Raw genomic sequence first — 25,929 nt, forward strand, 5'->3', positions numbered from 1 at the left:
TTCGTGAACGCCAAGAATAACGGTATGTCCACGCGGATGAAAGCCAACGCCCAAAAGCGTGTCGTTCTTTTGGGTGGCGGGCATGCCCATGTCGAAGTCGTCCGTCGGCTGGGCCGCCTTGCCCTATCGGCACAGATCACCCTTGTTTCGCCTTCACGCTACGCACCTTATTCCGGCATGTTGCCGGGCTATATCGCCGGGGAATATGCGTTCGAGGACTTCAACATCGACTTGCAGGCGCTCTGCCAGCGCTCCGGCATCGCGTTTCGTGAAGGTCTGGCAACCGGACTGGATCCGGACGCGTACCGGGTGCAGCTCGAGGACGGGTCCTGGCTCGACTATGACATTCTCTCCTCGACATAGGTTCGACGCCAAGCCTTCCAAACGGAATTTCGGTCGGCGTCTGCGTCAAGCCGATCGCAAGCTTTACCGAGCGCCTCGGCGGGTTGGACGCCATGGCCGGGAGTGCGCAGTCTCCACTTCGCCTTGCCATCGTCGGACAGGGGGTCGCGGGCGTCGAAGTCGCCTTGGCGCTCAAAAAGCGGCTCGACGGGCTGGTGTCGGCGGGCGCGCGCGCCGGTGGAGGCGTCAAAATCCATCTTGTCGGTCGCTCGAGCGCGCTTGTTCCGGAGCGTGGCAAGATGGCCCGAATACTGGTGGAAAAGGTGCTTTCGCGACAGGGTATCACGCATCATTCCGCATTCGACGTCGTTGCCGTGGCAGACAAGGAACTTGTCGCCACGGATGGCAGAACGGCTCGACGTCGATGAGGTTGTCTGGACGACGTCGAGCGGCGCTCCGCCCTGGCTGCGACAAACCGGGCTGGCACTTGATCTCGACGGTTTCGTTCGCGTCGATGCCGAATTGCGGTCGCTATCGCATCCGAACGTCTTCGCCGCCGGCGATGTCGCGGCCTTGGGCGATCCCCGCCCGAAGGCCGGCGTCTTTGCCGTGCGCGCCGGTCCTGTGCTGGCTGAGAATATTCGCCGCGCGCTCTCGGGCAAGGCTTTGACGGCATTCCGGCCCCAGCGTTCCTGGCTGGTGCTGATCTCGCTTGCCGACGGGCGGGCGATCGCTGACAAATGGGGGCTTTCCGTTTCCGGCCGCTGGGTAAACGCCTGGAAACGATCGATCGACGCCCGATTCATTCGTCGTTTCCAGCGATGATCTGGTCTTCATCTGCTGGTGCGCAGCCTACCAACGGGCAATGCGGGGGCCAAGAATTGCACCAAGGAACATGAGGCCAGCGATGGCGATCGAATACCATGTGGCAACGAACAGCGGCGAATCATCCGTGCAGTGGGCTGCATAGAAGGTCGCGGCGACACTTCCGGCAAGCAGGCCGGCCACAGCACCGGCAAGACCGGGCCGTGAGGGTGCGCCGTGGCGCAGAGCAGCCAGAATGACACCGAGCGGGACGAGCCCAATCACTGGAATAAAGGTCAGGCAGATATAGACATTGCTGCCCCACCAAACCGTTCCCCACTGCCCAGACGGCACGGCAAGCAACTCGGCAAACACTGAAGCGCCGACAAGAACGGGAATCAGAACGAGCCACTGCGCGATGTGGCGCACATTGATGCCTGGGCGTGACAGCGCCCGCAAAACCATGAACGCGATAGCGGCCAATGTTAGCGTGATGACGAATTTGAACAGGAAGCGGAGCGTGTGGGCGGCCGCTACAATGTCTGGGCGCGGGCCGATCAACAGGAGGAAGGCAATGGCTGCAGCGATCGTCGCGCCGATGATCGCAATCCACCATGCACGGCCAATCGGCATCGATGGCTTTGCAGCATCGGCCTTCAGTGCTTTGATGAGGTCATTGGTCTGCATCTCAAATCCGTCCAAACTTCTTTGCAATCGAGCGCAATCCACGATGTAGCGCGACGCGGACTGCTATCTCCGTCATACCGAACTTCTGCGCCGTCTCGCCAATCGAGTGCCCCTCGATCGAAATTGCGGCGACGACGGACCGCTGGCCCGGTGCCAACCCATCGAGCACACGACCGATTTCGCGATCGCTGACTGTTTCGGGCTCCGGCTGCGCAAACGTCTCGGCGATGTCTCCGATCTCGATTTCGACGCGGCGACCACGCTTTCGAAAGGCGTCGATCAGCTTGAACCGCGCAATCGCGTAAATCCACGGCAGAACCGGCGCATCGCTGATCCATGTATGCCGCTTGGTATGGATCGCCAGAAGCGTTTCCTGCACGATGTCTTCCGGATCGACCCCACCCTGCACGATTTTCTGACGCGCAAAACCGCGGACAATCGCAGCGGTCCCCTCCAGGAACGTGGCGTAAGCTCTTTCGTCTCCCGCAATCGCGGCGCGGAGCAATCTTGCAAGCTCGTTTTCATCTCCGCCTTTCAACCCTTGTCTCTCCCATACGTGCGCGAAGGCCCTCTTGTTACGCGGCAGCTGAAATATTGTCCAATCCGGCCAAGCGGCGGATCACGCATTCGTGTTTTTGGGTGAGCGTAACAACACTGTGCCTTGGGGCGAAGACAGAGATACGCAGCCGATGACCGGCATGCGGCTATTCGAAGAGGAGAACACTCATGAACCGTTCCACACTCAGCCTCGCCCTTGCCGGCTCGCTCGCCACCGCAATCGCCTCCGCTGCCTTTGCCGCACCGCTTCCCGCAGAAAAGATGGTCGGCAACGAGAAATGCTACGGCATCTCGCTCAAGGGCCAGAACGATTGCGCCGCCGGCGCCGGCACCACATGCGCTGGCACCTCGACGATGGATTACCAGGGCAATGCCTGGAAAGCTGTACCGGCCGGCACCTGCACGACGATGAACGTTGATGGCCACATGGGCACGCTTGAGCCGATGAACGGCTGATCCCGCAAACGGAGGCCCGGAAAACGGGCCTCCACACCTCTCTGAAATAACCCGGAGAAGCAAAAATGATGGTTCCAGACGCGAGATTCAAAGCCCTGCCCGCACGCGCCGGGCTTGGCCTCAAGGCAGAACACTATGAAACGATACTCGCCACCCGTCCGGATGTGGGTTTCTTCGAGGTGCATGCCGAGAACTACATGGGTGCCGGGGACCCCCACATCGCTACCTCGAAGCCATCACGGAACGTTACCCCCTGTCGCTGCACGGTGTCGGCCTGTCGATTGGCGCGGCCCGCGGGCTCGACAAGACACATCTGAAACGGCTGCGCATGTTGGTCGATCGGTATCGCCCGCAGAGTTTCTCGGAACATCTCGCCTGGTCGACGCACGAGACGGGCTTCCTCAACGATCTCCTACCCCTGCCCTATACGCAGGAAACCCTGGCACGCGTCTGTGATCACGTGGACGAGACGCAGCAGGCGCTCGGCCGGAAACTGCTGCTTGAAAACCCGTCGACCTACATATTGTTTGCCGACAGCACGATCGAAGAGGTCGATTTTCTGGCCGAGATCGCGCAGCGTACCTCCTGCGGCCTTCTGCTCGATGTCAACAATGTGATGGTCTCCGCGGTCAACCACCGGCTTGATCCGATCACCTATATCGACCGGTTTCCGGTCAACCTGGTCGGCGAGATTCACCTAGCGGGCTATGACGAGACCACCGATGACGCCGGCGACCGACTGCTGATCGATGCCCACGGGACCGCTGTGAAAAATGATGTCCTGGCGCTCTACCAGCACACACTCACGCAGCGGGCCGCTCCCGACCCTGATCGAATGGGACAATGACGTGCCGGATTTTGCCACCTTGAACGCGGAAGCGATCCGCGCCGACGCGATGCTCGTGGCAGTAAGTGTAACCCGCAACGCACACCGGGCGGCGTGATCATGGATTTTGCAGCCAGCCAGTCCGCCTTTGCCCACGCTTTGCAGCATCCGGATCATCCGGTTCCGCAAGGCATCACCACTGCGCGGGGTGACGCGGATGCGGCGCGGTTTTCCGTCTATCGCAACAATGTTTTCGTCGGGCTGACAAAGGCGCTGGCGCAGCGTTTTCCCGTGACGGAGCGGCTGGTGGGTTCAGAATTCTTCCTCGCCATGGCACGGTCCTATGCCCAGGATCACAAGCCAGCCTCGCCGCTGATCATCGACTACGGTGACGACTTCCCGGATTTCATTGGCGCGTTTCCGCCGGCGAAATCGCTTGTCTATCTGGCTGATGTCGCTCGGATCGAGGTGGCCTGGACGAAAGCTTATCACGCGTCGGACACGGCAGCGCTCGACCTTGGTACACTCGCAGGAATGGCGCCCGAAGCGCTCCCGAATTTGCAGCTCATCCCCCATCCATCCGTGAGCTTGATACGGTCGGACCATCCTGTGGGCTCTATCTGGGGTGCGCATCAGCAGGACATCGTTGCGCCGGTCGAGGATTGGCAGCCACAGACGATCCTGATCGTGCGACCTCAAATGACCGTCGATGTCCACATCATGCCGCCGCAGGACGTGGCTTTTGCAACCCTGCTGTTCGACGGAGCGTGCCTTGGAGAGGCAGCGCAGACCGCATTCGCCGCGTCCTCGACGTTCGATTTCGGGACAGCCGTGACGGGCCTTATTGGTCTCGGCGCGTTCACGACCCTTCAACAGTACAAGAAAGAAAGTCCATGAAGACCGAAGCCGCGTCCGATCGTTCAGACAAGCGTCTAACCTCCCTTGTTTCACATGCCGAATGCCTGCTTGCCTCCGTGCCGCGATCCCTGCCTCTCTTGGCGCTTCGTCTTGCACTTGCAATACCCTTTTTCAAATCGGGATTGACGAAGTGGGATGGGTTTCTAACGCTTTCGACGGGTGCACGATATCTCTTCGAGCAGGAATTCAAACTCCATATTCTCGGCAGAGAATTCCCCTACCCCTTTCCGGTGGCCATGGCGAGCGCCGCCGGGCTCGCAGAACTTGTCCTGCCTGTCTTGTTGATCCTTGGCCTGGCAACCCGCTTTTCCGCCCTTGGCCTGCTGCTGATGACGGCAGTCATCCAACTGACCATTCCAGACGGCTGGGCGAACTTCCATTTGCCCTGGGCGGCAATGGCGCTCGCCTTGGTCGTGTTCGGGGGCGGACGGATCGCACTTGATCCACTTGTCATGCCACACCGCCGATAACTGCCTTTGCGGCAAACAGGTCTTCTGGCAATCTTATCCCTGCCGCAAAACAAGCTCGGCGATCCGGCTGCGGAAACGCTGGCTCCCCTGATGGATCCGGTCGAGAATCGCATCCAGCGCCCAATAGCGGTCCTCGATATCGAAGCTGATCGTCCGGCTGTGATCGCTGGCGAAGGTTCCCAGGCGGAGATGGTAGCGCTTGGCAAGCTTCGGATAACCCATGGGCTCGCACATGGCGGCCAGAACGAGAAAGGTGGCGAGCTCTTCTGCGAGGTCCGGGTGTTCGGCGCCATGATCCTGCAGCCAGCGGTAGAGGTCGGGGTGGAAGTTGCTCATCACACCACAGAAGCCGCTGGCGCCCGCCTGCATCGCCGGCCAGGCGATTGCAGCATTGGCATTGTTGATGCCGAGCGGCGTGCCACGGGTGATTTCGAGACGACGCTTGACGATTTCGAGGTCGCAGGTGACGTCCTTGAGAAAAGTGAAACGACCTGAGCCTGCGCAATAGGCGACTTCCGCATCACTGAGCAGGCGGCGGAACGGCGCCGGGCACTCGTAGAGGCCGAGCGGCAGGTCCGATGGCAGCGCCGTCAGCAGGTCCTCGACCCGAGCGCGAAACGTCTCGGTCCCCTCGTCAAGGCTCGCCAGCCTGTTGGTGACGAGGACGAGCCCGTCGATCCCGGTGCCAGCGACCGCCGCAAGTTCCTCACGCTGGCCCGCTCTCGTGTCGGACACGTGACCGGAGGCGACGACAGGGATACGGCCCGCGACCCGCTCTACGGTGAAGCGGGCGAGGTCGCGCCGCTCATCGAGCGACAGATGCTGCATTTCCGACGACTGGCAGACGGCGAACAGAGCCTCCGACCCGTTGTCGATATACCATTCGATCAGAGCCTCGTAGCCTTTCCAGTCGATCTTATTGTCTGGCGTGAAGGGCGTGATCATCACCGGTATGATGCCGTCGATCTTGGTCTGCATAGGGTAGACGTCCAGTTCAGCTGCGTGGTTGAGTTTCATCCCTGATAGCCGAACTGCCGCGGCAGCCAGAGGACGAGTTCCGGAAACAGGATCAGCGCGATCAAAGCGGCGACAAGCGCAAACAGGAAGGGCATGCCTTCGCGCACCATGGCACTGATGCGGATACCCGTGGCGCCGCTGATAACGAACAGCAGCATGCCATAGGGCGGCGTGATCAGGCCGATCATGCAGTTGACGACGGTAACCACACCAAAATGCACCAGATCAATACCGAGCGCCCGGCAGACGGGCACGAAGAGCGGCACGATGACGAGAATGATCGTCGTGGCGTCCAGCACGCAGCCGAGCAGCAGGAAGATGAGATTGGCGAGCAACAAGAAACCGAGCGGCGGCAGGTCGAGACCGGTGATCAGCGCAGCCATCTGGTTCGGCACGTTTTCGGAGGCGACGATATAATTGAAGATCAGCGCACTGCCGATGACGAGACCGATCGAGGCCGAGGAGCGTGCGCTTTCGGAAAAGATCGATCGCAACGAGGATAACGAGACCGAGCGATAGAGCACGGCGGCAATCAGCAGGGCATAGGCTGCGGCCACGGCTGCCGCCTCTGTCGGCGTCGTCGCACCACCGTAAATGCCGGCGAGCAGGATGGCGGGCATCAAGAGCACCGGCAACGCGCGAAAGGTGATACGGGGCAATTCGCGCAGCGGCGGAACCTCCTCCGGCGGAATGTCGCGCTTGTGCGCGATCCAGCTGGTCATGATCATGAGGCCCGCCGTCATGATCAGGCCTGGCACCACGCCGCCGAGAAACAGGTAGCCGATCGAGGCATCGGAGACGAGCGCATACATGACCATCGGGATCGATGGCGGGATGATGGGGCCGATCGTGGCCGAAGCCGCCACAACCGCACCGGCAAAACCCGGCGTGTAGTGGCCGCTCTTGATCATCATGTTGATCGTGACTTTTCCAACGCCTGCGGCATCGGCGATGGCCGAGCCCGACATGCCGGAAAAGATGAGGCTGACGAGAATATCGACCTGCGCCAGCCCGCCCCTGAAGCGGCCGACCACGGCCTTGCAGAAATCGAGCAGCCTGTCGCTGATCGAACCCTCGTTCATGATGCTGGCCGCGACGATGAAGAGCGGCACGGCGAGGATGATGAAGCTGTCATAGATGCCCTGGATGATCTGTTCAGCAGCCAGCCCGAGGTCCTGGCCGGAAATTGCCAGATAGACGACGGCGGAGAGGATCATCGAATGGGCGATCGGCGTACCGATGGCGGCCAGCAGAAAAAGCGCCATGAGGCAGACGGAAAAGGCCAGGCTCATGCGTCTCTCGCCTCCGCCGCTTCCTCGATCGCGCCGCCGCGCAGAATGTGCACGACCTGCAGGGCGCCGCGCATGATGACCGCCAGCGCAAAGATCGCATAGACGCTGAAGACGACGTCGAGCCGGATCCCGAGCATGGCGCTTTTCTTGATCTTGTAGAACATGATGTAATCCAGCGAGGCCGGGAAAGACGCCGCGAACCCTGCGGTGAGCGCCACGGCGGAGACGAGCGCGAACTTGCGGCGCATACCGGCCGAAACCGAGTGGTAAAGCAAATCGAAGCGGACCTCGTCGCGGTCCCGCACAGAGAAGGCCGAGCCCCAGAAGACCAGCCAGAGCCAGGTGGTGAGGCACACCTCCTGGGTCCAGCCGAGGGGATTGTTGAAGACATAGCGCGTCACGATCTGCAGGAGGAAGGCGATGAACATGGCGGCGAGCAACGCCGCCGCCACGTCGTCTGCCCGCGCTTTCAACCAGTCTATTATGGCGCGTGCCGTCATCGAACGGGCCTAAAGCGCGTTGATCTTGTCGACCATGCCTTCCGGCCAGGTCTTGGCATAGTCGGATTCGAGGTAGGCCTTCTGCACCTGGGTGCGGAAAGCATCGACATCCGGCGTATAGACGTTGAGACCCTTGTCCTTGAAGAACTGTTCAAGTTCGACTTCGAGTGCAAGCTGCTTCTGGCGCCCGCTTTCAGCGGCATCGTCGGCAGCCTTCTGGACCGTCGCCTGCTGTTCGGGCGAGAGGCCGTCCCAGACCTTTTTCGAAAAGGCGATATAGTTGAGGTCCACCAGATGGCTGGTCAGCACGATCTGCTTGGTGACTTCGTAGAACTTGGAATCGCGGTTGGTGGGCAGGGGATTGTCTTGGCCATCGATCGCGCCGGTCTGGAGTGCCGTGTAGATCTCGGTAAAGGCGACGGGGACCGGGCTTGCGCCCAGCGCCGTGCCAAGGAACTGCCAGGCCTCGGAGCCGGGCATGCGCAGCTTGACGCCCGCAAGGTCGGCCGGGGTTTTGATTTCATTGTCCGTGCGCAGATTGAGCTGGCGGCGGCCGAGATACATGACGGCCAGCAGTTTCACGCCGAGTTCGTCTTCAACCTTCTGCTTGAGGGGTGCCATGAAGTCAGCGGCGAACACCTTCTTCTGGTGTTCGGCATCACGGTGCAGGTATCCTGCGGTGAAAATTGAAAATTCCGGAAAGATCGTCGCGAGCTCCTGCGCCGATGCGATCGCCATTTCGAGATTTCCGCGCGCGATCGCCTCAAGTTCGGTACCCTGCTTGAACAGGGCGGCATTGTAGTGAGGTTCGTAGGCGGCGAAGTCGGCAACGGCGGGGCCAAACACCGTGGCGAGCGCGACGGCCCGCTGATCGGTGTCGGTCGCAGGCGTTGACAGGCGAATGGTAATCTTGTCGGCGGCCTGGGCCGAACGGGCTGCCAGGCCCAGAGCGATCAAAGCAGCAGCGCCGACCATCAGGCTACGGCGAGTGGTTGTCATCGTCATTTTGTTTTCCTCCCATATGACGTCAAGCGATGCTGCGTGCCTCCCAGCACGTTCCTCCCTGTCCGGAACGCCTCCTGTAAATATCCCGGATAGGACGCGAAATCGCCGCTTACCTCGGGACCACTAACATGTTAGTGTACTGTTAGCAAGTATGAACGACGCGGACAGGAAAATGACGATAGGCGGGCGGGTGGAATCAGGAGACGCGCGGCGTGGGGAGATCCCACTTCGCCAAGCGGCCTATGAGCGGATCGAGGATCTGTTCAAGGCTGGACTTTTGCGCCCCGGCGAGATCGTCACCCAACGCGCACTAGTCGAAAAGACCGGCGCTACGCTGGGCGCGATCCGCGAGGCGGTGCCGCGGCTGGAGGCGGAAGGGCTATTGGTGACCGTGCCGCAGCGCGGTCTGATGGTGCCGAGCCTCGATATCGGCTTCGTGCGTGACGCCTATCAGCTCCGGCGTCTGATCGAGCTTGCGGCGGTGCCCACCGTCATCGATCGCCTGCCGCATTCCGTTGTCCAGGAACTGCTCGACTGGCATAGCAATATGCGGACGCGTCTCGTTGAGGCCGACGGCCCAGAGGGCGCGCGCATCGCCGACGAAGTTCAGGCCCGCGACTGGAGTATGCATGAGGGCTTCGTCGCGACGATGGGCAATAAACTGGTGATCAACGTCTTCCGGGTCACGGCAATCAAGATCCGCATGGCTGTGCAGTCGCGTATCCAGGTCACGCCGTACAATGCGCTCAGGGTGATCGAGGAACATCTGGCGATTCTCGAGCCTCTGGCAGCGCGAAATGTCGCTGCAATGTCCGGCGCCCTTGCGCTGCATATCGACAATTCGCTGAAGCTGGCACTCGGGGAGGCCATAAATGGCAGTTCCGGGCAAGCAGCGATGCCTGAAATTTGAACGCAAAGATCAGACGAGATGGAAACACCTGCTCCACTCAGTGGTTTTAGGGCACGCTTGGGCGCGGTATCGTCCTCCAAGGCGTCTTGATTGAATACAATCGGCCCATTTGGAAACGGCCCGAGACTTGGCTAGTTTGCTTTCGGTGCGACAAGTCGGGGGATCAGATCGTTCAAGCCACGCGGCATCCCTTCGCCGGGTGAAATCAGCCCTCTTCTTTGGAGCTCCCTCGACAGGCGATATATGACCGGCAGCCGCAGGCTGCTGCGCTCGCAGAAGTCTTCAGCCCCGAAAACCTCGTCCGGCGTGCCTTCGATCAAAATTCGGCCAGCTTCAAAGACAGCGATCCGATCGGCCCAGGCGTAGGCCATATCCATATCATGCGTGGCAACCACGACGGCCACGCCTCGTGCTGCCAGATCGTGGAGCGTCTGCGTGAGATCCTCGACGCCCTTGGGATCGAGACCGGCGGTCGGCTCATCAAGGAGCAGCACCGACGGAGACATGGCGAGAACCCCGGCAATGGCGACGCGCTTGCGCTGCCCGAAGCTCAATAGATGCGTTGGTCGATGCGAAAGCGCTTCGATGCCCATGGCGTCCAGTGCCTGCGCCACCCGAACACGCGCCTCGCTCTTGGACAGGTCGAGATTGAGCGGACCGAAGGACACGTCCTCGAACACACTGGCGGCGAACAGCTGATCATCCGGATCCTGCAGGACCAACCCAACCTGCGACCTCAGTTCCGTTAGGCCCTTGCGATTGTAGCTGACGGGCTTTCCATGAAGCAGGATGTTTCCGGACGATGGCTTGAAGGAGCCATTGAGCGTCGACAGCAGGGTCGACTTTCCAGCGCCGTTAGCGCCGAGAATCGCCAGCTTTTCCTGCCGACGGACAACAAGCGACGCCTGATCAAGGGCAATCATTCCATCTTCATAGGAGAAGGTTACATCGCGGGCCTCAAGGATCATCCCAGCCACCGCATGAAGAAAAACATGCCGCAAAGCACAGTTCCAATCGCCAGCAATCGCGCTCTCGACGCCGGCGTTTCCACGGAGATGAAATTGAGCCTGCCAGTGTAGCCCCTTGCGGCCAGTCCTGCTTCCATTCGCTTTGCACGACCCAGCACCCTTGGCAGCAGCGATGCGAGCAGCAAACCGCTGGATCTCAGCATTCGACGCTTGCCGGCAAACCCCAGACGAGCCCCAAGTGACCGTTGCCCGGCCTCCAGACAGTCGAGCAACAGCCAAATGATCCGAAACATAACCATTGCGATATCGGAAATCTCGGCATTCAGCCCCATACGTTGAAGCAATTGGAGAACGCTGGAGAGGGTGTCGTCAAGGCCAGAAAAAGCAAGGCGGCGACACAGGTGCTGCTTCTGAGCGCCACGAACAGGGCTTTTTCCACTCCCGCACCAGAGACCAGTGAGAAGGTCGGCACGGCGTTCACCGTGGTAACCGAAATGAGTTGCGCCAAAGTGCCCGTTACGATGAACAGGAGGGGATGCGGGCCGACCGCAAAATATCGCGCCACGAGATACCGGCCCCAGCCTTCGTCAGCGCCAGCATGGCAAGAAGAATGAAAACTTGGCCGGTCCATCCCGCCGCCAAAAGCGACACGACCATGGCTCCAAATGCGATCAGGAGTTTTTCACCGGCGGCGTGGTGTCGCCACCGGTTCGTCTGGGCGCAGCGATCAATTGCCCGCATCGGCTATTTCGGATCCATGGTTTTTGCAGGAGACGTCCTGCGCCCGAAATAAAACCCGACAAGGCCAGCGCCGATCGCAGCCTGAAGCGCAAACAGCAGGCTTTCGATCTCGCCGCTTGGCGGTTCCCAAAGCGGCGAAGCCCAGGGCTTGTAGTCAGGCTGAATTTCGGTGATTACCGCTTCGGCAAGGCCATCGGCACCGGTGAATTCAGCGTCGCCGCCATGGTGGATGACGAGCGGCAGGATCGCCAGGGCGATGACGGCAAACAATATCCAGAGGTTACGTTTCAGCATGATCAGGCCTTCGCGGAAAAGATGTTGAGAGCGTTGAGTTCACCGCGGCTGTAACGCTGCAAAAGATTGAACACGATCACGGTCAGCAAGCCTTCGCTGATGGCCAGAGGCACCTGCGTGAACGCAAAAATTCCGAGGAATTTTGCCGCAGCACCTGTCAAGCCGGAGACCGGGTCGGGGAAAGCCAGCGCCAGTTGCAGGGAGGTCGTGACATAGGTTGCGAGGTCGCCGAGCGTTGCTGCGAAGAAGATCGCGACTGCGCCGCTGAAGCCTGCCCCGCTGAGGCCCTTGAACAGCCCATAGGCAACGAAGGGTCCGACGATGGCCATCGAAAAGACATTGGCGCCGAGTGTCGTCAGTCCACCATGGGCGAGCAACAGTGCCTGAAACAAAAGCACGATAGTGCCAAGCACGGTTGTCACCGTTGGCCCGAACAGGGATGCAGCAAGGCCTGTTCCCGTCGGATGCGAGCAGCTTCCGGTAACGGACGGGATCTTCAAGGCGGAGAGGACGAAAACGTAGGCACCAGAGGCTGCCATCAGCAGTTTCACCTCGGGCTTTTCCCGAACCAGCGTCACAATGCGCCGGGCTCCATAAATCACGAATGGCGCGGAAACCACGCACCAGCCAACCGCATGAGCGGCCGGCAGATAGCCTTCCATAATATGCATCGTACACCCTCTGCCACGCCCGCCGCGTGGCCCGAAAAGCCGCCACGGATGTCGTGGCCCAGCGATGGCAGGTCTCCTGGCTCGCGGGTCATGGCTCGGTCCGCCTTATCAGCCGAAATCGGCCAATGGCATTGCTGGACGTCGCTCACCGCTTACAGTTGCGGGGGCAGCCACGGTTTTGGCCCCTGATGGGTAGTCCTCACCGTGTTCCTTTTCATCCGCCATCCCTTGGTCAGGCGGAACCATCGAATAGAACTATTAGGCCCGGCATCCCCAAATGACAACGGAGCGACACACAGATTTCTCAGGTTGCACAATGTGCCGCATTGCGAATATTTGAAAGAACGTCTAGTCAGCGAGGTGAAGGGGACAATTGGAATGGCGGCAATCGCGTCAGACATGGCAAAACTGGTGCGCATTTTATGCGCCATTGCTCTGTTGTGCGTCGGTTTCGCCCACAAGATTCCAGCTGTCGAACCGTCGGTCCCGCTTTCTGAGATCGCAGCCTACACCATGCCGGACGGAACGCTTCCGGTGCTTTGCCTTCCCAGCCAGGACAACCACCAAGAGCAGCCATTGCATGCTCTCGGTTCTGGTTGCGAAGCCTGCCGGATAACAGCCTCCGTGGTCTTACCCACGCCTGCCGATACAATCGGACAAGCAATCCTTGTGGGAACCGAAGTCCAGCAGCCGATCCGTCGCGAAGCCTTCTATCGGCAACTCTTCCCACCAAATGCGACCCCGCGCGGTCCCCCTGCCGGCTTGACCGCCTGAAACCGCTCTTGCGCACCCGCAAGAGCCCTTCAGTCATTGCCGGTCAAATCGCTCCGCACGGACGGACGCGTTGACCGGCGAAGCGCCGGACAACATCTCATGTTCAACAGGACCACCTTGGGCGATGCATCGTCCGTTCTACCGATCGATCCTCTCCTCCCCTGCGCAAACAGCAGGGCGCCACAGGCGTTGAGGCTGATTGCGCCACGCACGCGGAGTGACGAGACGGGGAAAAACTACCATGAGCTCGATAACCACAATACCCGACGGTCGAGCCGAACAGACATCGTCCCGATCCTTCTACCTCGTTGCCTGGCGCTGGCATTTTTATGCCGGCCTCTATGTCGCGCCCTTCCTGGTCATGCTCGCCACGACAGGTTTGATGATGCTTTGGACAAGCGTTCTCTTCGGCCGCGACGGTGAAAAATATTACACCATCACCCCAGCGCAGACGCAGGTCGCCGTGTCGGTTCAAGCAGGCGCCGCTCGCGCCGCCATCCCCGATGGCAGGGTGGTCCAGTATATTGCTCCGCGTACCGCAGACGGCGCGGCAATCTTTCGCGTCAACCGGGGCGAAGCCTCGTCCATGGTTGCAGTCGATCCCTACAGCGGTAGCGTCCTGGCGGACTGGGAACGGCGCGACGGTCTCTACGATCTCGCCAACAAGATCCACGGCACGCTGATGATCGGTGATCCTGGCGACCGGTTGATCGAGGTGGCCGCCGGCTTCGGCATCGTCCTTGTCATCACGGGGCTCTATCTCTGGTGGCCGCGCGACGAAAGAGGCCTTAAAACCGTGCTGGTGCCGCAGTTTGCGGCCCGTGGCCGCCAGCTCTGGAAGTCCCTGCACATCACCATCGGCTTCTACATCTCCGTCATCCTCGTTCTGTTTCTCGTATCTGGCCTGTCCTGGACCGGCATCTGGGGTGAAAAATTCACCCAGGCCTGGAGCACATTTCCAGCGGCGAAGTGGGACAATGTGCCCCTGTCGGACGCAACCCATGCCAACATGAACCATGGCGGCATCAAGGAGGTGCCGTGGGCGCTGGAACAGACGCCGATGCCGATGTCAGGTTCGGACGCCGGCAAATCAGGCCTTCCCGAAGGCGAACCGGTCAATCTCGACGGCGTCGTGGCTTTCGCTCGTTCGATTGGCTTCACCAACCGCTTCCAGCTCGGCTTTCCAACCAGCCAAACGGGTGTCTGGACGGTTTCGCGAGACACGATGAGCAATGACAGCGCCAACCCGCTTTCAGACCGCACGGTGCATATAGACCAACATAGCGGCAAGGTGCTTGCCGATATCGGCTTTAAAGATTACGGCGCGCCTGCCAAGGCGATGGCCATCGGCATTGCCTTCCATGAGGGCGACATGGGCATCTGGAATGTTGCTCTGGTCACTGTCTTCTGTGTGGCAATCCTCTTCATGTCGGTTAGCGGCATCGTCCTGTGGTGGAAACGCCGCCCTCGCGGCGCGGCGCGCCTCGTGGCGCCTGCAGCACCGACCGACATGAAACTGTGGAGGGGCGGCGCCCTTATCATGATCACCGTTTCCCTACTCTTCCCGCTGACTGGCGCCGTCTTGCTGACGGTAGTCGCTCTCGACCATCTCATCATCAGTCGTGTTAAGCCGCTCAGGCGCGTGCTCAACTGATCTTTTCGCCCCATGACAGGTAGGCGCTTGAGCGCCCGCCACCACTTTAAGGAACCACAATGAAAAAGCTCAACGCAAATATCGCCATCATCACCCTGGCAGTCTTCAGCTTCGTCTCGACGTCCCTCGCGCACGAATTCAAGATCGGCGATATGGAGATCGGTCATCCCTACGCCCGCGCCATGTTACCCGGCGCGAAGGTGGGTGGCGGATATCTGAAGCTCACCAATGAAGGCAGTGCCGACGACAGGCTGCTAAGCGCAACCTCAGAAAGGGCCGGATCGGTCCAGCTTCATGAAATGAAGATCGAGAATGACGTCATGACAATGCGCGCGCTCGACGGCGGCATCGCCGTCCCGAAAGGCCAGACTGTGGAACTGAAGCCAGGTGGCTACCACGTCATGTTCGTGGATGTGAAGCAGCCGTTTAAGGAGGGGAAACGATCAAAGCCACACTCACCTTCGAAAAGGCGGGATCGGTGGACGTCGGATTTGTCGTTGGCGCACCGGCCGGCGGTACGCCGGAAATCAAGCACGACGATCACTCGAAACATGGCGATCATTAACGCCGTTCGCTTCATGCGACCCAGTCCCCGCGGTCATCACCCAACCACGGTAAAAGTGAAAGCCCACGTCGCGACGAGCATTGAGCCGCTCCCGGACGCTGCAGTGTCGTGACGGCGGCTGGGCTATCGCGGGATCTATTATTGAACGACGCAGTGCTGAAAAAAGCCGCGGCCCGAGCACGTGCCGTTGCCGCGGCTCCCAACGGCACGTCGGCGATCACTTCACAAGCCGGAACAACCGCGCAGCCTGCCTTAAAATCGTATGGCTACAACCATATCCGATTATAAACGATGACAGGAATCTGTTGTGATTGTGGGCGGTAGGCCCTTCACATCGGCGTGTGGGAATGGTGGCCGAAAACTGGGGGTAACGGGTCAGCGCGCAGATGTTAGGCTCTGCCATACTCATCATCGAGACGGATAATGTCATCTTCGCCGAGATATGAGCCCGTTCTGACCTCGATAAGTTCGAGGACGATTTTCCCAGGATTGCCGAGCCGATGGATTTCCCTTGAGGAATATAGACTGACTGATTTTCCACGACGGATACCGTACGGTCACCGACGGTCACTTCCGCCGTTCCTTTCACGACAATCCAATGCTCTGCTCGGTGATGGTGTTTCTGCAGCGATATCTTCTTTCCCGGCTGCACCGAAAGCCGCTTCACTTCAAACCGATCGCCTGACAGCGCTGCGGTTTGCACACCCCATGGACGATGCGCCGTCGGGTGAACCTGTGTCATATGAACCGTGCTCTCAGATGATCTGAGCCGCTTGACGATATCACCCACCTTCTGGCTGTCTTCAAGACGACCGACATAGACGGCATCTTCGCTGGCAATCACTGCAACATTGTCGAGACCGCGAACGGCGAGATGCAAGCCTTGAGAGATCACGAGCGAATTGGTTGTCTCAAGCAGCGTCGTATTGGCGCTGTGAACATTCCCATTTTCATCCTTCTCCCCGAGTTGCCATACGGAGTCCCAGCTGCCGAGATCCGACCAGAGGAACGACGAGGGAACGACTGCGGCATTCGCCGTCTTCTCCATCACTGCGTAGTCGATCGATATGTTGGGACTTTCGGCAAATGCTGCTGCATCCAGACGCATGAAGTCGAGATCCTTGACAGACCTTGCTACCGCCTCGGACACGGCCGTGACCACCTGGGGGCTAAGAGCGCGCATTTCCTCCAGGAGAACACCGACGGGGAACATAAACAAACCAGAGTTCCAAAGAAACCGACCATCGGCCAGCATCTCCTCTGCACGCTGGCGATCCGGTTTCTCAACGAATTTTTTGACTGCGAAACAGCCGCTGGGGAGAGGTTCCCCCATCTCGATATAGCCGTAACCGGTGGCCGCCTCGGTTGCCTTGATTCCAAATGTCGTGAGCTTTCCGGACCGTGCGGCGTCCCGAGCAGCCTTGACGCAGTCAAAGTAAACGCGGTCAGCCTTGATGTCATGATCGGAGGCCAGAACGTGAATGAGCGCATCGTCGCCGAAATGCTCTGAAACCACCAAGGCGGCCGCTGCGATAGCGGCGGCAGTGTTTCGAGCAGTAGGCTCGAGTATGATCGCTGAGAGCGGTGCGCCGATCTCGCGTGCCTGTTCTGCTGCGAGAAAACGTGAATCTTCGTTTGTAACGATGACTGCGGGCTCGTAAAGATCCGGGTCGGAGACACGCCGCAACGTCGATTGAAACAGGGTTTCATCACTCAGAAACCGAATAAACTGCTTCGGTGCGGAGCTTCTTGACAGCGGCCAAAGGCGCGTGCCGCTCCCCCAGACATGATCACCGGAACGATCCTATTTGACATTGCATTCATCCGATTCGATGGGGCAACTGGTGTGAAGCGCTAAAATCCAGTTCTGCTTGCACGCCGAAATTCACCACTTTTACAGTATGTTAACGCCTAGAAAGCAGCCTGATCAAAAGAAACCACGGTCGTTTTACCAGAAAAACCGTTACCGACAACCGTGCAAGCGAAACATTAGCTCAACCGGTTTCTGAACCGGCATCTCGGCATTTCGGGCATCCTGAAGTCCGACGCAGCAGCAATGGCAGCGATTACACACGAAGCTGTTGAAGGCAGGCGATGGAAATTCGGCTTGGGAGAGAGGTCATTTGGGGCCAAGGGAAACGCGTTTACGCCTCTCAAGCGTGCGCAACCCCCGCACACGCGACCAGCGAGCCGGTGGCTCACCTATTGTGTAGCCTGCGCCAAACTTGGCGAGGCGGCCGCGCAGATCATGCCATGGTTCGATAGTATGCCATGATCCAGAATTGAGTGACATCTCCCGCCATCTCAAGATTGACGATACTGCGAACCCCATCAGCGGCGGCCGTCGCAAATGCGGCGGGCTCCAGCCCGGTCAGATAATGAGCAGCCTCCAGCTCCTTGAAGATCCGCGTCATCTCCCCGTCAATGTATTCCGGGTAACAAAACCAGTTGCCACCACTGCCGATGCGGACCGATCGGGCCTCCCCGGCCCAGCTGTAAACGTCCTGAAAAAGGTGGCGGTGAATCGCCAGATAGTGGGCGTAGTCCAGCTTGCCGGTTGGCCACGCTTCTTCGACTCGGGTCAGGAACATCGCCAGCTCGAACTCGTCGAGTTCATCCTGGGAGACAAGATCCATGCGATTGCGAAGGACGGTCGTGCCCTGGTAGCAAAGCGGGTCGATTCGGCCGTATAGACCAAGGCTTATGCGGATTTCTGGGAGAACTGCGCGCGGATCAGGCGGCGGCGTTCCTCGCCGGGCTTGTCCTTGGTGGTGTCGAGCAGGGCCCGCATCCTTGGGTTGAGCTGCAAACCTTCGACGGCACTGATCTTTTCCCCGCGTTTGCGGGTTGGACGGCTGATTTTCAGGTCAGCAAGGGCGGCGGGCTTTTTGCTCATCAATCAAATCTATCACAACCTTATGAAACTCCGCAAAAGGATTTGATCTTGGCAAAAACTGACTGCTGAAGCAGGTGGCCGTAAACGGATAGGGTCACCAACAGATTTCAGCGGCTCACTCTTCCTTAGCCAGGCCCGGCCGCACACGCCTTGGGCGGCGAGCTATCTTTCGCCAGGGACGTCCGTCGCCTCAGCGTAGCTTTTACGTCCCTTAGTTCCAGCCGTTGATCAAGCGAGCCTAAAAGACCTTCAAGCAGTCATCGTTATCGCACGACGCGGTAACGCTCGCCTCGCCTCCCATCAGCAATGTCGCAAGCGCTACCAAAAGCCGGAAGTGGTGGTCACACCCGAAACATCGAGAGGTGAGTAACGACCGTTCCTCCGCTTGACATGACGTCTGTGGCAGACGCCTTATCCTATCCGACAACCCTGTTTCGGCCGAGAGCTTTGCCTGATAGAGGTTTTGATCCGCCGCTTTCAGGGAGCCCGACGGATCAAACCCTGGCTGGCAATAACACGCCCCGATACTCGTGGAGATTCTTACCTGTGCGCCAGAAGGCGCTTTCAGGACAATATCGGCGATTTCTTCACGGATCTCCTCGCAGCGGTCGCGCATCTGATTGAACGGCAGATTACTCTGAAACAGACCGAATTCCTCACCTCCCAGACGTCCCGCAAAATCGGATTGGCTCTGGTAGCGGGCGAGGATACGTCCGGCGCGGCGAAGAGCTTCATCGCCGGTTGCATGACCATAGCGATCGTTGATCGCCTTGAAATGGTCGAGGTCGAGGAACAATAGAGCTCCGACCCCACCTTGTTGGCTGGTCATCGCTAGATCTTCCATGAACGCACTTCGTGTGAGAATGCCGGTAAGTCCGTCGGTGCGAGACTGAAGGAAAAGGGTGTGATAAGCATCTGCAAGCTCGTTCAGAGCTTCTTTCGTGGCCGCCTCTGCCCGTCGCACTCTTTCCGACTGCGTGAAATGCAGCGCCGAGGCAGGGATCGATATCGCCAGTGGACAAAAAATGGTCATGAACAGGCCGGCACCCGCCACCTGCCCTCCCAACAATGGCACGATGCTGAACGAGAGCACCAGCGAGGCCAACACCGAAAGCAGGCCAGTTAAGATCGACTTCTCGACAATTCGACGCATCAATACCACCGTCACGACATAAGAATTCTTATGAGCGCTATGAATTTAAATTTTGCTGAAGCGCGCCGGTAAAGGTTGAGCCAAGTGTCTCGTTACCGAAAAATCACCGCCAAATCTGTACCTCTGCTAAGGACGACTGTCTGTGGACCTGTCCGTCCCCTTTATGATGCGGATTGCAGCTACCAAGCCCTTCGCTTGCCAGCGTTGCGACGAGGCACATCGCTCCAACCTCAGCGCAGCAATGCATCAAATGAAAACGTGGATTGCTCTGCCCCTGAGGCGACCACACACACTGCCCAATCTTGTGGGAAACGCTGTCAGGTGGGGCCGGATGAACCAGATCGCGATGATGGCATTAACCGCCGCATCAACCATTCCAGACCGGCCTCAAGAGAGCGGCAGCAAAGTGGCGGGCATTGGACTGGCGACAGACAATGCTTTGCTCCAGACCGAGAAGAGACAATTACGGCTCCCGAAAATGTTCGCGACAAGCCAAAGAAGAAGCAACTCCATGTCGGATGGTATGAAAAGGGGCCGTCTGGAAATGCCGGCCCCCTTCTCCGATGGATGCTCCTATTTGAAGTCAGCCATGTTTTGTACGGTGACGAGCGCCGCGCCTGAGTCGATAAGCTTGGGAACATCTTCCCCCGCGATTGCGCGGACAAGCGCATCGACGCCCAGTTCGGCCATTTTGGCAGGGAACTGGGCGACTGTGGCGTCCTCGATCCCGGCGGTCAACGCCTCTTCTTCGCCACAGCAAAAATCAAATCCGACCAGGACGATCTTGTCAGAGGCGATGCCGGCATTCTTGATGGCGCGCGCAGCGCCGGCGGCCGGTGGGCCGCAGGCCGCATAGATAGCCTTGAGGTCCGGATTGGCCGTCAGAAGATCCTCGGCCACCGAGATGCCGAGTTCTTCGGTGCAATTGGTGCCATTGCGCCCGACGACGTTCACCGCGAGACCGTCCAGCCCATCCAGCATGCCCTTCACGCGGTCATCGAGTGCCGGGACGCCGGGTACTCCTCCAGGATACCGAGCGTATCGCCGGCCGATAGCACCGACTTCAGATAGGCGCCGGCAATCTTGCCGGCATTATAGTTGTCGGTGGTCGCAAGCGCCGCTGCATTCTCCCAACCGGGGATGGAGTTGTCCATGAGCACCACTTTCACGCCACCGGCGATGGCCTTGTCGAGAGCCGACGTGACTGTCGGGTCCACGGGGGTGATGGCGATGCCCTTGACACCTTGGGTAACCATCGATTCGATCAGGGCGATCTGCCCTTCGATATCGGTGGCCGAAGCGCCCTGGCCATAGATGATTTCAACACCCGGATGGGCCTCTGCATAGGCCTTGGCTGCATTTTCCATGGTGGCGAAGAACGGCACTGGAAACTTGGTGATGAAGCCCAGTTTCACGTCTGCGGCAATTGCCGGGAAGGCCATGGAGCTCGTAAGCGCCAGCCATCCCAATAGTCGTATGAGTTTCATGATAGTCCTCCCGTTGACGAATGCCTCTTGCATGCAACCGCTCCACCGCCGGAGGCCCGGCAGGCGAACCGTCTCATTCAGCCCCGACGATCATCGCCACCAGATCCTGCTGATTGGACCGGTTGGGCTTTTCGATTTCGCCGACCTTGTGCCCCTGCCGCAGCACCACGGCGCGGTCGGCCAATTCAACGACATGTTCCATATTGTGGGTAATCAGGATCACTGCATTCCCTTCATCCCTGAGCTGGACGATGAGATTGAGAACCTTGCGGCTTTCACGCAGGCCGAGAGCCGCCGTTGGCTCATCGAGAATGACGACCTTTCGGGCAAACACGGCAGCACGGGCAACCGCGATGGCCTGCCGCTGCCCACCTGACATCAGGGCCACCTGCGCGTCGAATTTGGGTAGCTTGACCTTCAGCCGGTCGATGACGGCGGCCGCTTCATGGTTCATTTTACGGCTGGCAAGAAGCCGCAAGCCGCGCGGCAGCCAGCGCGGAAACGAGAGTTCCCGCCCACAGTAGAAATTTTCGGCCGGCGTCAGGTTGTCGAAAAGCGCAAGATCCTGATAGACCGTTTCGATCCCGGCACTGCGAGCGGCGGCGGGAGTGCGGATAGCGACTTTTTCGCCTTCAATCAGGATATCGCCTTCATCGAGCCCATGCACCCCGCTGACGCATTTGATCAGCGTGGACTTGCCTGCGCCGTTATCTCCGAGCAGAGCGAGCACCTCGCCCCGACGGGCTACGAACCCGACGCCCTTGAGAGCATGGACCGCACCGAAACGCTTATGCGCGCCGCGCACTTCCAGAACGGGTTTGCTCATCCCAACGCTCCTGCTTGTTTCACCCGCATGCGCGATTCAAGATGATTGCGCAGCACATCCGACTCGACCGCCAAAACGATGATCACGCCGATGGCGATCAACTGGAAATAGAGGTTGACGTTAAGCAGGTTGAGGGCATTGCGAATGACGCCAATCATCACCGCACCGACCAGCGCATGACCAAGATGTCCACGGCCGCCGAGAAAACTGGCGCCGCCGATAATCACGGCCGCGATCGTGTCGAGTTCAAGCAGGTTGCCATAAAGAGGCGAACCCGCTTCGGTGCGTCCGGACAGAAGAATGGCGCCCACCCCACAGCAGAGGCCGGACATCAGATACGTGGAGACGATGACCTGATTGACCGGGATGCCCATGCGCCGTGCAGCGTCTGGTTGGCCACCCACCGCATAGATCCAGCGCCCCCATACCACGTAGCGAGCCACGACGAAGATGAGCGCGGCGACGGAAAGAACCACGAAAAATGAGTTCGGAACCCCGAAGCTGGCCCCTCCCCCAGGGTCGTAATCATCTCGGGCATACCGCGCATGGTCGTGTGGCCGATGGACAGCTCAAGCGCCAGGCCGCGCGCGATGGAGAGTGTCGCCAGTGTTATGATGAACGGATGCGGCAGGCGGCCGTAGACATAGACCAGCCCGTTCACCGCCCCCACCACAGCCCCCGCCAGCAGCATGGTGCCCATGACAATGAATGGATTGCCGGTGACGCGGAACATCAGCGCCCCAAGGACCGTCGCCAGCGCCAGATTGGCACCCACGGACAGATCAATACCGCGGGTCAAAATGACGAGGTGTTGACCAAGTGCAACGACTGCGATGACGGCAATCTGCGCCAAAATGTTGGAGATGTTGCGGGGCGAGAAGAAGTTGGGAACGGTCAGCGTTAGGATCACCAACAAGGCGATGAGAATGACCACCGGTCCGGCACTCAGCAGCTTGAGCGCGACAGACAGCCCGGTTGCACGCTCCTGCTCCGTACCTGGCGGCACGGATGGGCTCTTTCCCAAGACCTTCGCCTCCACCTCGTCCTCCACCGTGGCCTTCGCGACCTTGTGTTAAATATTTGCTAATATCAGCAACATGCTTTTGCAAAGTCAATTGATTTTTGGTTTAATATTATCAAAGAGGCTGTATGAAGATGCTGGGCAACGGAAACATTGAACCCGCGGCGTTGAATTTCTCAAAGCCGCATGGCAGATGTCTTTTTCTACGGGGAAATGATCGGCTTATGTCCAAATCAAAGAGACAAGTGAGCGTGGGGCAACCCACCATGATGGATGTTGCTGCCGCAGCGGGAGTTTCCCAGGCCACAGTCTCATTGGTCCTCAGCGGGACAAAGGGCGCGCGGCTCGCCGATACGACACGGGCTCGGGTGCTGGAAGCGGCACAGGCGCTTGGCTACCGGTTTGTTCGCCGGGGAACCAAGGCGCCACCGGGCGGTCAGTCCACCATCGTTTTCGTCGCCGATGAAACTTCCACGGACCCTTGGATGTCTATGGCCTTCGAAGGCGCCCGGGACAAGGCGCTGGAATACGGCATCAACATGTTGATGGTGGTGAGCCACGGCGATGCGGACCTTGAGAGCAGCATAATTGGAGGGCTGAAGAAGCTGCCAATTCTCGGCCTGATCTACGGGACGATCCTGACCCGGCTGGTGCAGATTCCTTCTGCCCTTGCCGATCTGAGCATCGTTCTGGTGAATTGCTACGACGAGCATCGCGAACATCACTCCGTTCTTCCCGGCGACCTCCTGGGTGGCCGCACGGCAACCGAACACCTGTTGCTGACCGGCCGCCGGCGGATCGGCTTCATCAATGGCCAACAGGGCGTGGACGCAGCCCGCGACCGCCTCAAGGGATACAAGCAGGCACTGGCAAGCAACGATATCGCCTTTGATCCAGCTCTCGTGCGCCCGGGCAACTGGGAGCCATCGGCGGGTTATGAAATGACGCTTGAGCTGATGGCACTGGACAACCCGCCCGATGCCATCTTCTGCGCCAACGACATGATGGCCGTCGGCTGCTTCGACGCGTTAAAGCAGCTCGGTGTCAGAATACCGGACGATGTCGCCGTGATCGGCTTCGATGACCGCAACATCGCGCAGTATACGCATCCGCCGCTTTCGACCCTCGTGTTGCCGCTCTATGAGATGGGCCGCACGGCTGCGGAATTGCTGATCGACGCGGCCGGCGGCCTGCACACCAATCCAAGCCGCATCAAGATCGAGTGTGAACTGATCGCCCGGCAATCAACAGCCACGTCGCCTTTCGCAGATGTTGAAGCCCCTGTGGCGGCGCAATAACGGCCTGAGGGCATGACGCGCGGCATCGTCATCAACCCTGGCGGACGCTACGAAATCGGTCGAAAGCAACAGCGATAACAATGAACGACCCGACGAAAGCGCCTTGCCAGAAGGTGCTGATACCAAGCAATATCAGACTGTTGCGAATGACCTCAATGAGAAGCGCACCCACCACCGCGCCGAACGCCGTGCCCACGCCGCCTGCAAGATTGGCTCCACCGATAACGGCCGCCGCGATCACCGAAAGTTCCATTCCCTGGCCGAGATTCGTTGTGACGCCGCCCAGCCAGCCCACTTCCAGCACCCCGGTGATCCCGGCCGTCAGCGCCGAAAAAACATAGACGGAAACCTTCAATTGCCGCACGGGAATCCCGGTAAGCTTGACGGCGTTCTCGTTGCCACCCATCGCGAAGAGGTGCTGGCCCCAGCGGGTCCATTTGAAGATAAACCCTGTTATCCCAGCCAGCAGAGCCATGACGATGAGAGGATTTGGCAGGCCCATGGTGGAACCGCCGCCCAGCGCCAGCAGCAGATCATGATCTGGACCGAACTGGTAGATCATCTTGTTGTTGGACAAAACCATGGCGAGCGAACGAGCCACCGACAGCATGCCCAGCGTGACGACGAAAGGCGGCATGCCCGCATAGGCGATCAATATGCCATTCACTGCACCCATAAGGACGGCGACGCCCAGCGCCGCCGGAATACCGATCCAGAAAGGCATGCCCGCCGACATCAAAACGGCCACGGTCATGGACGAAAGCACGACCGCAGACCCCACGGAGAGATCTATGCCTCCAGAGGCGATCACGGCGGTCATGCCGAGTGCAATAATGGCCACGAATGCGAAGTTGCGTGAAACATTGAACAGGTTGCGCTCGGTGGCGAATGTGTCGGTCAACAGGGACAGCGCCAGGCAGGCCAGCATTGCAGCCATGAATACCCAGAAGGTCTGCTGGTTGGTAAGACGCGAAAGCAGGCCCCGATGTTCCGATTGATCGATGACGTCAGCCAGTGAATGGGCGGTCGACGCGGAATTTCTCTTTCCTGGTCACTCATGCGAATTCAATTGCTCCCGTAATAAGGCCGGTGACTTCTTCAGGCGACGATTCCGATGCCCTCTTGCTGGCCACCAGACGGCCTCGCCGTAGGACGGCGATCCTGTCGGCAACCTGAAACACGTCCGGCATGCGGTGGCTGACCAGCACCACGGCAATGCCGTGATCGCTCAGATAACGTATGAGATTGAGCACCTCGGCGACCTGCCGGACGGAAATTGCAGCGGTCGGTTCATCCATCAGGATGATCTTTGCATCGCTGAGAAGGGCGCGGGCGATGGCCACAGCCTGGCGTTGGCCGCCCGACATGCGCCTGACCAAATCTCGCGGCCGGGTTTCGGACTTGAGCCGGGCGAACAGTTCGCCAGCCCTGATCCGCATGCGCGCATAGTCGAGTATCTGGATCGGCCCGACCCGCCGGGTCAGTTCGCGTCCCAGGAAGACGTTTGCGGCCGCCGAGAGGTTGTCGCAAATGGCAAGGTCCTGATAAACAACCTCGATCCCAGCCCGCTGGGCATCCAGCGGTTTGTGGAACTCGACCTTCGCGTCCGAGATGAAAATCTCGCCTGCGCTCGGCGCAAAATTTCCGGCTATGACCTTTACCAAAGTGGACTTGCCCGCTCCGTTATCGCCCATCAGGCCGATGACTTCTCCCGGTTCAATTGATAGCGATACATCGCTCAAGGCATGGATTGCCCCGAAGTGCTTGCTTACCCCTCAAGTCTCAGCGCACTCATA

28 protein-coding genes, 4 pseudogenes and 1 riboswitch are annotated in these 25,929 nt (G+C 59.4%); of the genes and pseudogenes, 12 read left to right on the forward strand and 20 right to left on the reverse strand.

Annotated elements, in window-relative coordinates; genetic code table 11:
* Window positions 1-3 precede the first annotated feature (3 nt).
* From P6U16_RS23305 to P6U16_RS23315, 3 genes are all read left to right on the forward strand, one after another.
* Entirely contained in the window at window positions 4-363 is a 360-nt protein-coding gene (locus P6U16_RS23305) for a hypothetical protein (protein ID WP_277704663.1), read from the forward strand.
* A gap of 92 nt (window positions 364-455) precedes the next feature.
* The gene (locus P6U16_RS23310; RefSeq protein WP_277704664.1) at window positions 456-770 is read left to right on the forward strand and encodes an FAD-dependent oxidoreductase; all 315 of its coding nucleotides are present in this window, start codon (window positions 456-458) and stop codon (window positions 768-770) included.
* Window positions 745-1,167: an FAD-dependent oxidoreductase gene (locus tag P6U16_RS23315; RefSeq protein WP_277704665.1), complete on the forward strand. Its 423-nt coding sequence runs from the start codon at window positions 745-747 to the stop codon at window positions 1,165-1,167. The genes P6U16_RS23310 and P6U16_RS23315 overlap by 26 nt, the downstream gene beginning before the upstream one ends.
* A gap of 27 nt (window positions 1,168-1,194) precedes the next feature.
* Here P6U16_RS23315 and P6U16_RS23320 read toward each other — a convergent pair whose 3' ends face one another.
* Both P6U16_RS23320 and P6U16_RS23325 read right to left on the reverse strand, forming a co-directional pair.
* Window positions 1,195-1,833 (reverse strand): NrsF family protein, encoded by a 639-nt coding sequence (locus tag P6U16_RS23320; protein WP_277704666.1) that lies wholly within the window; start codon window positions 1,831-1,833, stop codon window positions 1,195-1,197.
* Between the two features lies 1 nt (window position 1,834).
* On the reverse strand, window positions 1,835-2,371 hold the full coding sequence (locus P6U16_RS23325; RefSeq protein WP_277704667.1) for a sigma-70 family RNA polymerase sigma factor: 537 nt from the start codon (window positions 2,369-2,371) through the stop codon (window positions 1,835-1,837).
* A 188-nt stretch (window positions 2,372-2,559) separates the two neighbouring features.
* On the opposite strand from P6U16_RS23325, the gene P6U16_RS23330 reads away from it, so the two are divergent.
* From P6U16_RS23330 to P6U16_RS23345, 4 genes and pseudogenes are all read left to right on the forward strand, one after another.
* The gene (locus tag P6U16_RS23330) at window positions 2,560-2,847 is read left to right on the forward strand and encodes a DUF2282 domain-containing protein (RefSeq protein WP_277704668.1); all 288 of its coding nucleotides are present in this window, start codon (window positions 2,560-2,562) and stop codon (window positions 2,845-2,847) included.
* Window positions 2,848-2,915: 68 nt separating this feature from the next.
* A pseudogene (locus tag P6U16_RS23335) lies at window positions 2,916-3,791 on the forward strand (DUF692 domain-containing protein).
* A 2-nt stretch (window positions 3,792-3,793) separates the two neighbouring features.
* Window positions 3,794-4,570 (forward strand): DNA-binding domain-containing protein, encoded by a 777-nt coding sequence (locus tag P6U16_RS23340; protein ID WP_277704669.1) that lies wholly within the window; start codon window positions 3,794-3,796, stop codon window positions 4,568-4,570.
* On the forward strand, window positions 4,567-5,061 hold the full coding sequence (locus P6U16_RS23345) for a DoxX family protein (protein WP_277704670.1): 495 nt from the start codon (window positions 4,567-4,569) through the stop codon (window positions 5,059-5,061). The genes P6U16_RS23340 and P6U16_RS23345 overlap by 4 nt, the downstream gene beginning before the upstream one ends.
* A 33-nt stretch (window positions 5,062-5,094) precedes the next feature.
* On the opposite strand, the gene P6U16_RS23350 is transcribed toward P6U16_RS23345, so the two are convergent.
* Genes P6U16_RS23350 through dctP form a run of 4 tightly spaced genes read right to left on the reverse strand, consistent with a single transcriptional unit; the run spans window position 5,095 to window position 8,875 of the window.
* Entirely contained in the window at window positions 5,095-6,039 is a 945-nt protein-coding gene (locus tag P6U16_RS23350; RefSeq protein ID WP_277704875.1) for a dihydrodipicolinate synthase family protein, read from the reverse strand.
* 35 nt (window positions 6,040-6,074) lie between these two features.
* Window positions 6,075-7,370 (reverse strand): TRAP transporter large permease, encoded by a 1,296-nt coding sequence (locus tag P6U16_RS23355; RefSeq protein ID WP_277704671.1) that lies wholly within the window; start codon window positions 7,368-7,370, stop codon window positions 6,075-6,077.
* Complete coding sequence (locus P6U16_RS23360) at window positions 7,367-7,870, reverse strand: TRAP transporter small permease (RefSeq protein ID WP_277704672.1); 504 nt, start codon at window positions 7,868-7,870, stop codon at window positions 7,367-7,369. The genes P6U16_RS23355 and P6U16_RS23360 overlap by 4 nt, the downstream gene beginning before the upstream one ends.
* A 9-nt stretch (window positions 7,871-7,879) precedes the next feature.
* Entirely contained in the window at window positions 7,880-8,875 is a 996-nt protein-coding gene (gene dctP / locus P6U16_RS23365) for a TRAP transporter substrate-binding protein DctP (RefSeq protein WP_277704673.1), read from the reverse strand.
* 172 nt (window positions 8,876-9,047) lie between these two features.
* Here dctP and P6U16_RS23370 point away from each other — a divergent pair, with 172 nt between their 5' ends.
* Window positions 9,048-9,785 carry a GntR family transcriptional regulator gene (locus P6U16_RS23370; protein WP_277704674.1) on the forward strand — a complete coding sequence of 246 codons (738 nt, stop codon included), beginning with the start codon at window positions 9,048-9,050 and terminating at the stop codon, window positions 9,783-9,785.
* A gap of 131 nt (window positions 9,786-9,916) precedes the next feature.
* Here the strand turns inward: P6U16_RS23370 and P6U16_RS23375 are convergent, their stop codons facing one another.
* The 5 genes from P6U16_RS23375 to P6U16_RS23395 all read right to left on the reverse strand — a co-directional run bounded on the left by P6U16_RS23375 (window position 9,917) and on the right by P6U16_RS23395 (window position 12,459).
* Entirely contained in the window at window positions 9,917-10,753 is an 837-nt protein-coding gene (locus P6U16_RS23375; RefSeq protein ID WP_277704675.1) for an ATP-binding cassette domain-containing protein, read from the reverse strand.
* Window positions 10,750-11,085: a CbiQ family ECF transporter T component gene (locus P6U16_RS23380; RefSeq protein ID WP_277704676.1), complete on the reverse strand. Its 336-nt coding sequence runs from the start codon at window positions 11,083-11,085 to the stop codon at window positions 10,750-10,752. The genes P6U16_RS23375 and P6U16_RS23380 overlap by 4 nt, the downstream gene beginning before the upstream one ends.
* Window positions 11,076-11,384: a CbiQ family ECF transporter T component gene (locus tag P6U16_RS23385; protein ID WP_277704677.1), complete on the reverse strand. Its 309-nt coding sequence runs from the start codon at window positions 11,382-11,384 to the stop codon at window positions 11,076-11,078. Before P6U16_RS23385 ends, P6U16_RS23380 begins: the two co-directional genes overlap by 10 nt.
* 113 nt (window positions 11,385-11,497) lie before the next feature.
* Window positions 11,498-11,788 (reverse strand): energy-coupling factor ABC transporter substrate-binding protein, encoded by a 291-nt coding sequence (locus tag P6U16_RS23390; protein ID WP_277704678.1) that lies wholly within the window; start codon window positions 11,786-11,788, stop codon window positions 11,498-11,500.
* Window positions 11,789-11,790: 2 nt separating this feature from the next.
* Window positions 11,791-12,459: an energy-coupling factor ABC transporter permease gene (locus P6U16_RS23395; RefSeq protein WP_277704679.1), complete on the reverse strand. Its 669-nt coding sequence runs from the start codon at window positions 12,457-12,459 to the stop codon at window positions 11,791-11,793.
* A 48-nt stretch (window positions 12,460-12,507) separates the two neighbouring features.
* A riboswitch (cobalamin riboswitch) is annotated at window positions 12,508-12,721 on the reverse strand.
* 137 nt (window positions 12,722-12,858) lie between these two features.
* Here P6U16_RS23395 and P6U16_RS23400 point away from each other — a divergent pair.
* The 3 genes from P6U16_RS23400 to P6U16_RS23410 all read left to right on the forward strand — a co-directional run bounded on the left by P6U16_RS23400 (window position 12,859) and on the right by P6U16_RS23410 (window position 15,564).
* Complete coding sequence (locus tag P6U16_RS23400; RefSeq protein ID WP_277704681.1) at window positions 12,859-13,233, forward strand: hypothetical protein; 375 nt, start codon at window positions 12,859-12,861, stop codon at window positions 13,231-13,233.
* 241 nt (window positions 13,234-13,474) lie between these two features.
* Window positions 13,475-14,887, forward strand: coding sequence for a PepSY domain-containing protein (locus P6U16_RS23405; protein WP_277704682.1), 1,413 nt, complete (start codon window positions 13,475-13,477; stop codon window positions 14,885-14,887).
* A gap of 59 nt (window positions 14,888-14,946) precedes the next feature.
* A complete protein-coding gene (locus P6U16_RS23410) occupies window positions 14,947-15,564 on the forward strand; it encodes a copper chaperone PCu(A)C (RefSeq protein WP_349017738.1) in 618 nt (205 codons plus the stop codon).
* A gap of 277 nt (window positions 15,565-15,841) precedes the next feature.
* Here P6U16_RS23410 and P6U16_RS23415 read toward each other — a convergent pair.
* The 7 genes and pseudogenes from P6U16_RS23415 to P6U16_RS28500 form a co-directional block, all read right to left on the reverse strand.
* Window positions 15,842-17,267 (reverse strand): annotated as a pseudogene (locus P6U16_RS23415) (mannose-1-phosphate guanylyltransferase/mannose-6-phosphate isomerase).
* A gap of 431 nt (window positions 17,268-17,698) precedes the next feature.
* A complete protein-coding gene (locus P6U16_RS23420; RefSeq protein ID WP_277704683.1) occupies window positions 17,699-18,088 on the reverse strand; it encodes a Fic family protein in 390 nt (129 codons plus the stop codon).
* Window positions 18,089-18,153: 65 nt separating this feature from the next.
* Window positions 18,154-18,348, reverse strand: coding sequence for a hypothetical protein (locus P6U16_RS23425; protein ID WP_277704791.1), 195 nt, complete (start codon window positions 18,346-18,348; stop codon window positions 18,154-18,156).
* 238 nt (window positions 18,349-18,586) lie between these two features.
* Window positions 18,587-19,516, reverse strand: a complete 930-nt coding sequence (locus P6U16_RS23430; RefSeq protein WP_277704684.1) for a GGDEF domain-containing protein — start codon at window positions 19,514-19,516, stop codon at window positions 18,587-18,589.
* Window positions 19,517-20,074: 558 nt separating this feature from the next.
* Window positions 20,075-20,988: pseudogene (locus tag P6U16_RS28495) on the reverse strand (sugar ABC transporter substrate-binding protein).
* Between the two features lie 73 nt (window positions 20,989-21,061).
* Entirely contained in the window at window positions 21,062-21,814 is a 753-nt protein-coding gene (locus P6U16_RS23445; protein WP_277704686.1) for an ATP-binding cassette domain-containing protein, read from the reverse strand.
* Window positions 21,811-22,763: pseudogene (locus tag P6U16_RS28500) on the reverse strand (ABC transporter permease). Before P6U16_RS28500 ends, P6U16_RS23445 begins: the two are co-directional and overlap by 4 nt.
* A 323-nt stretch (window positions 22,764-23,086) precedes the next feature.
* On the opposite strand from P6U16_RS28500, the gene P6U16_RS23460 reads away from it, so the two are divergent.
* Window positions 23,087-24,133 (forward strand): LacI family DNA-binding transcriptional regulator, encoded by a 1,047-nt coding sequence (locus tag P6U16_RS23460; RefSeq protein ID WP_349017739.1) that lies wholly within the window; start codon window positions 23,087-23,089, stop codon window positions 24,131-24,133.
* Window positions 24,134-24,164: 31 nt separating this feature from the next.
* On the opposite strand, the gene P6U16_RS23465 is transcribed toward P6U16_RS23460, so the two are convergent.
* Window positions 24,165-25,070 carry an ABC transporter permease gene (locus P6U16_RS23465; RefSeq protein ID WP_349017740.1) on the reverse strand — a complete coding sequence of 302 codons (906 nt, stop codon included), beginning with the start codon at window positions 25,068-25,070 and terminating at the stop codon, window positions 24,165-24,167.
* Between the two features lie 118 nt (window positions 25,071-25,188).
* On the reverse strand, window positions 25,189-25,875 hold the full coding sequence (locus tag P6U16_RS23470) for an ATP-binding cassette domain-containing protein (protein WP_349017741.1): 687 nt from the start codon (window positions 25,873-25,875) through the stop codon (window positions 25,189-25,191).
* Window positions 25,876-25,929 lie beyond the last annotated feature (54 nt).

The sequence above is a fragment of the Rhizobium sp. 32-5/1 genome (genome assembly GCF_029537235.1).
Taxonomy (GTDB): Bacteria; Pseudomonadota; Alphaproteobacteria; order Rhizobiales; family Rhizobiaceae; genus Pararhizobium.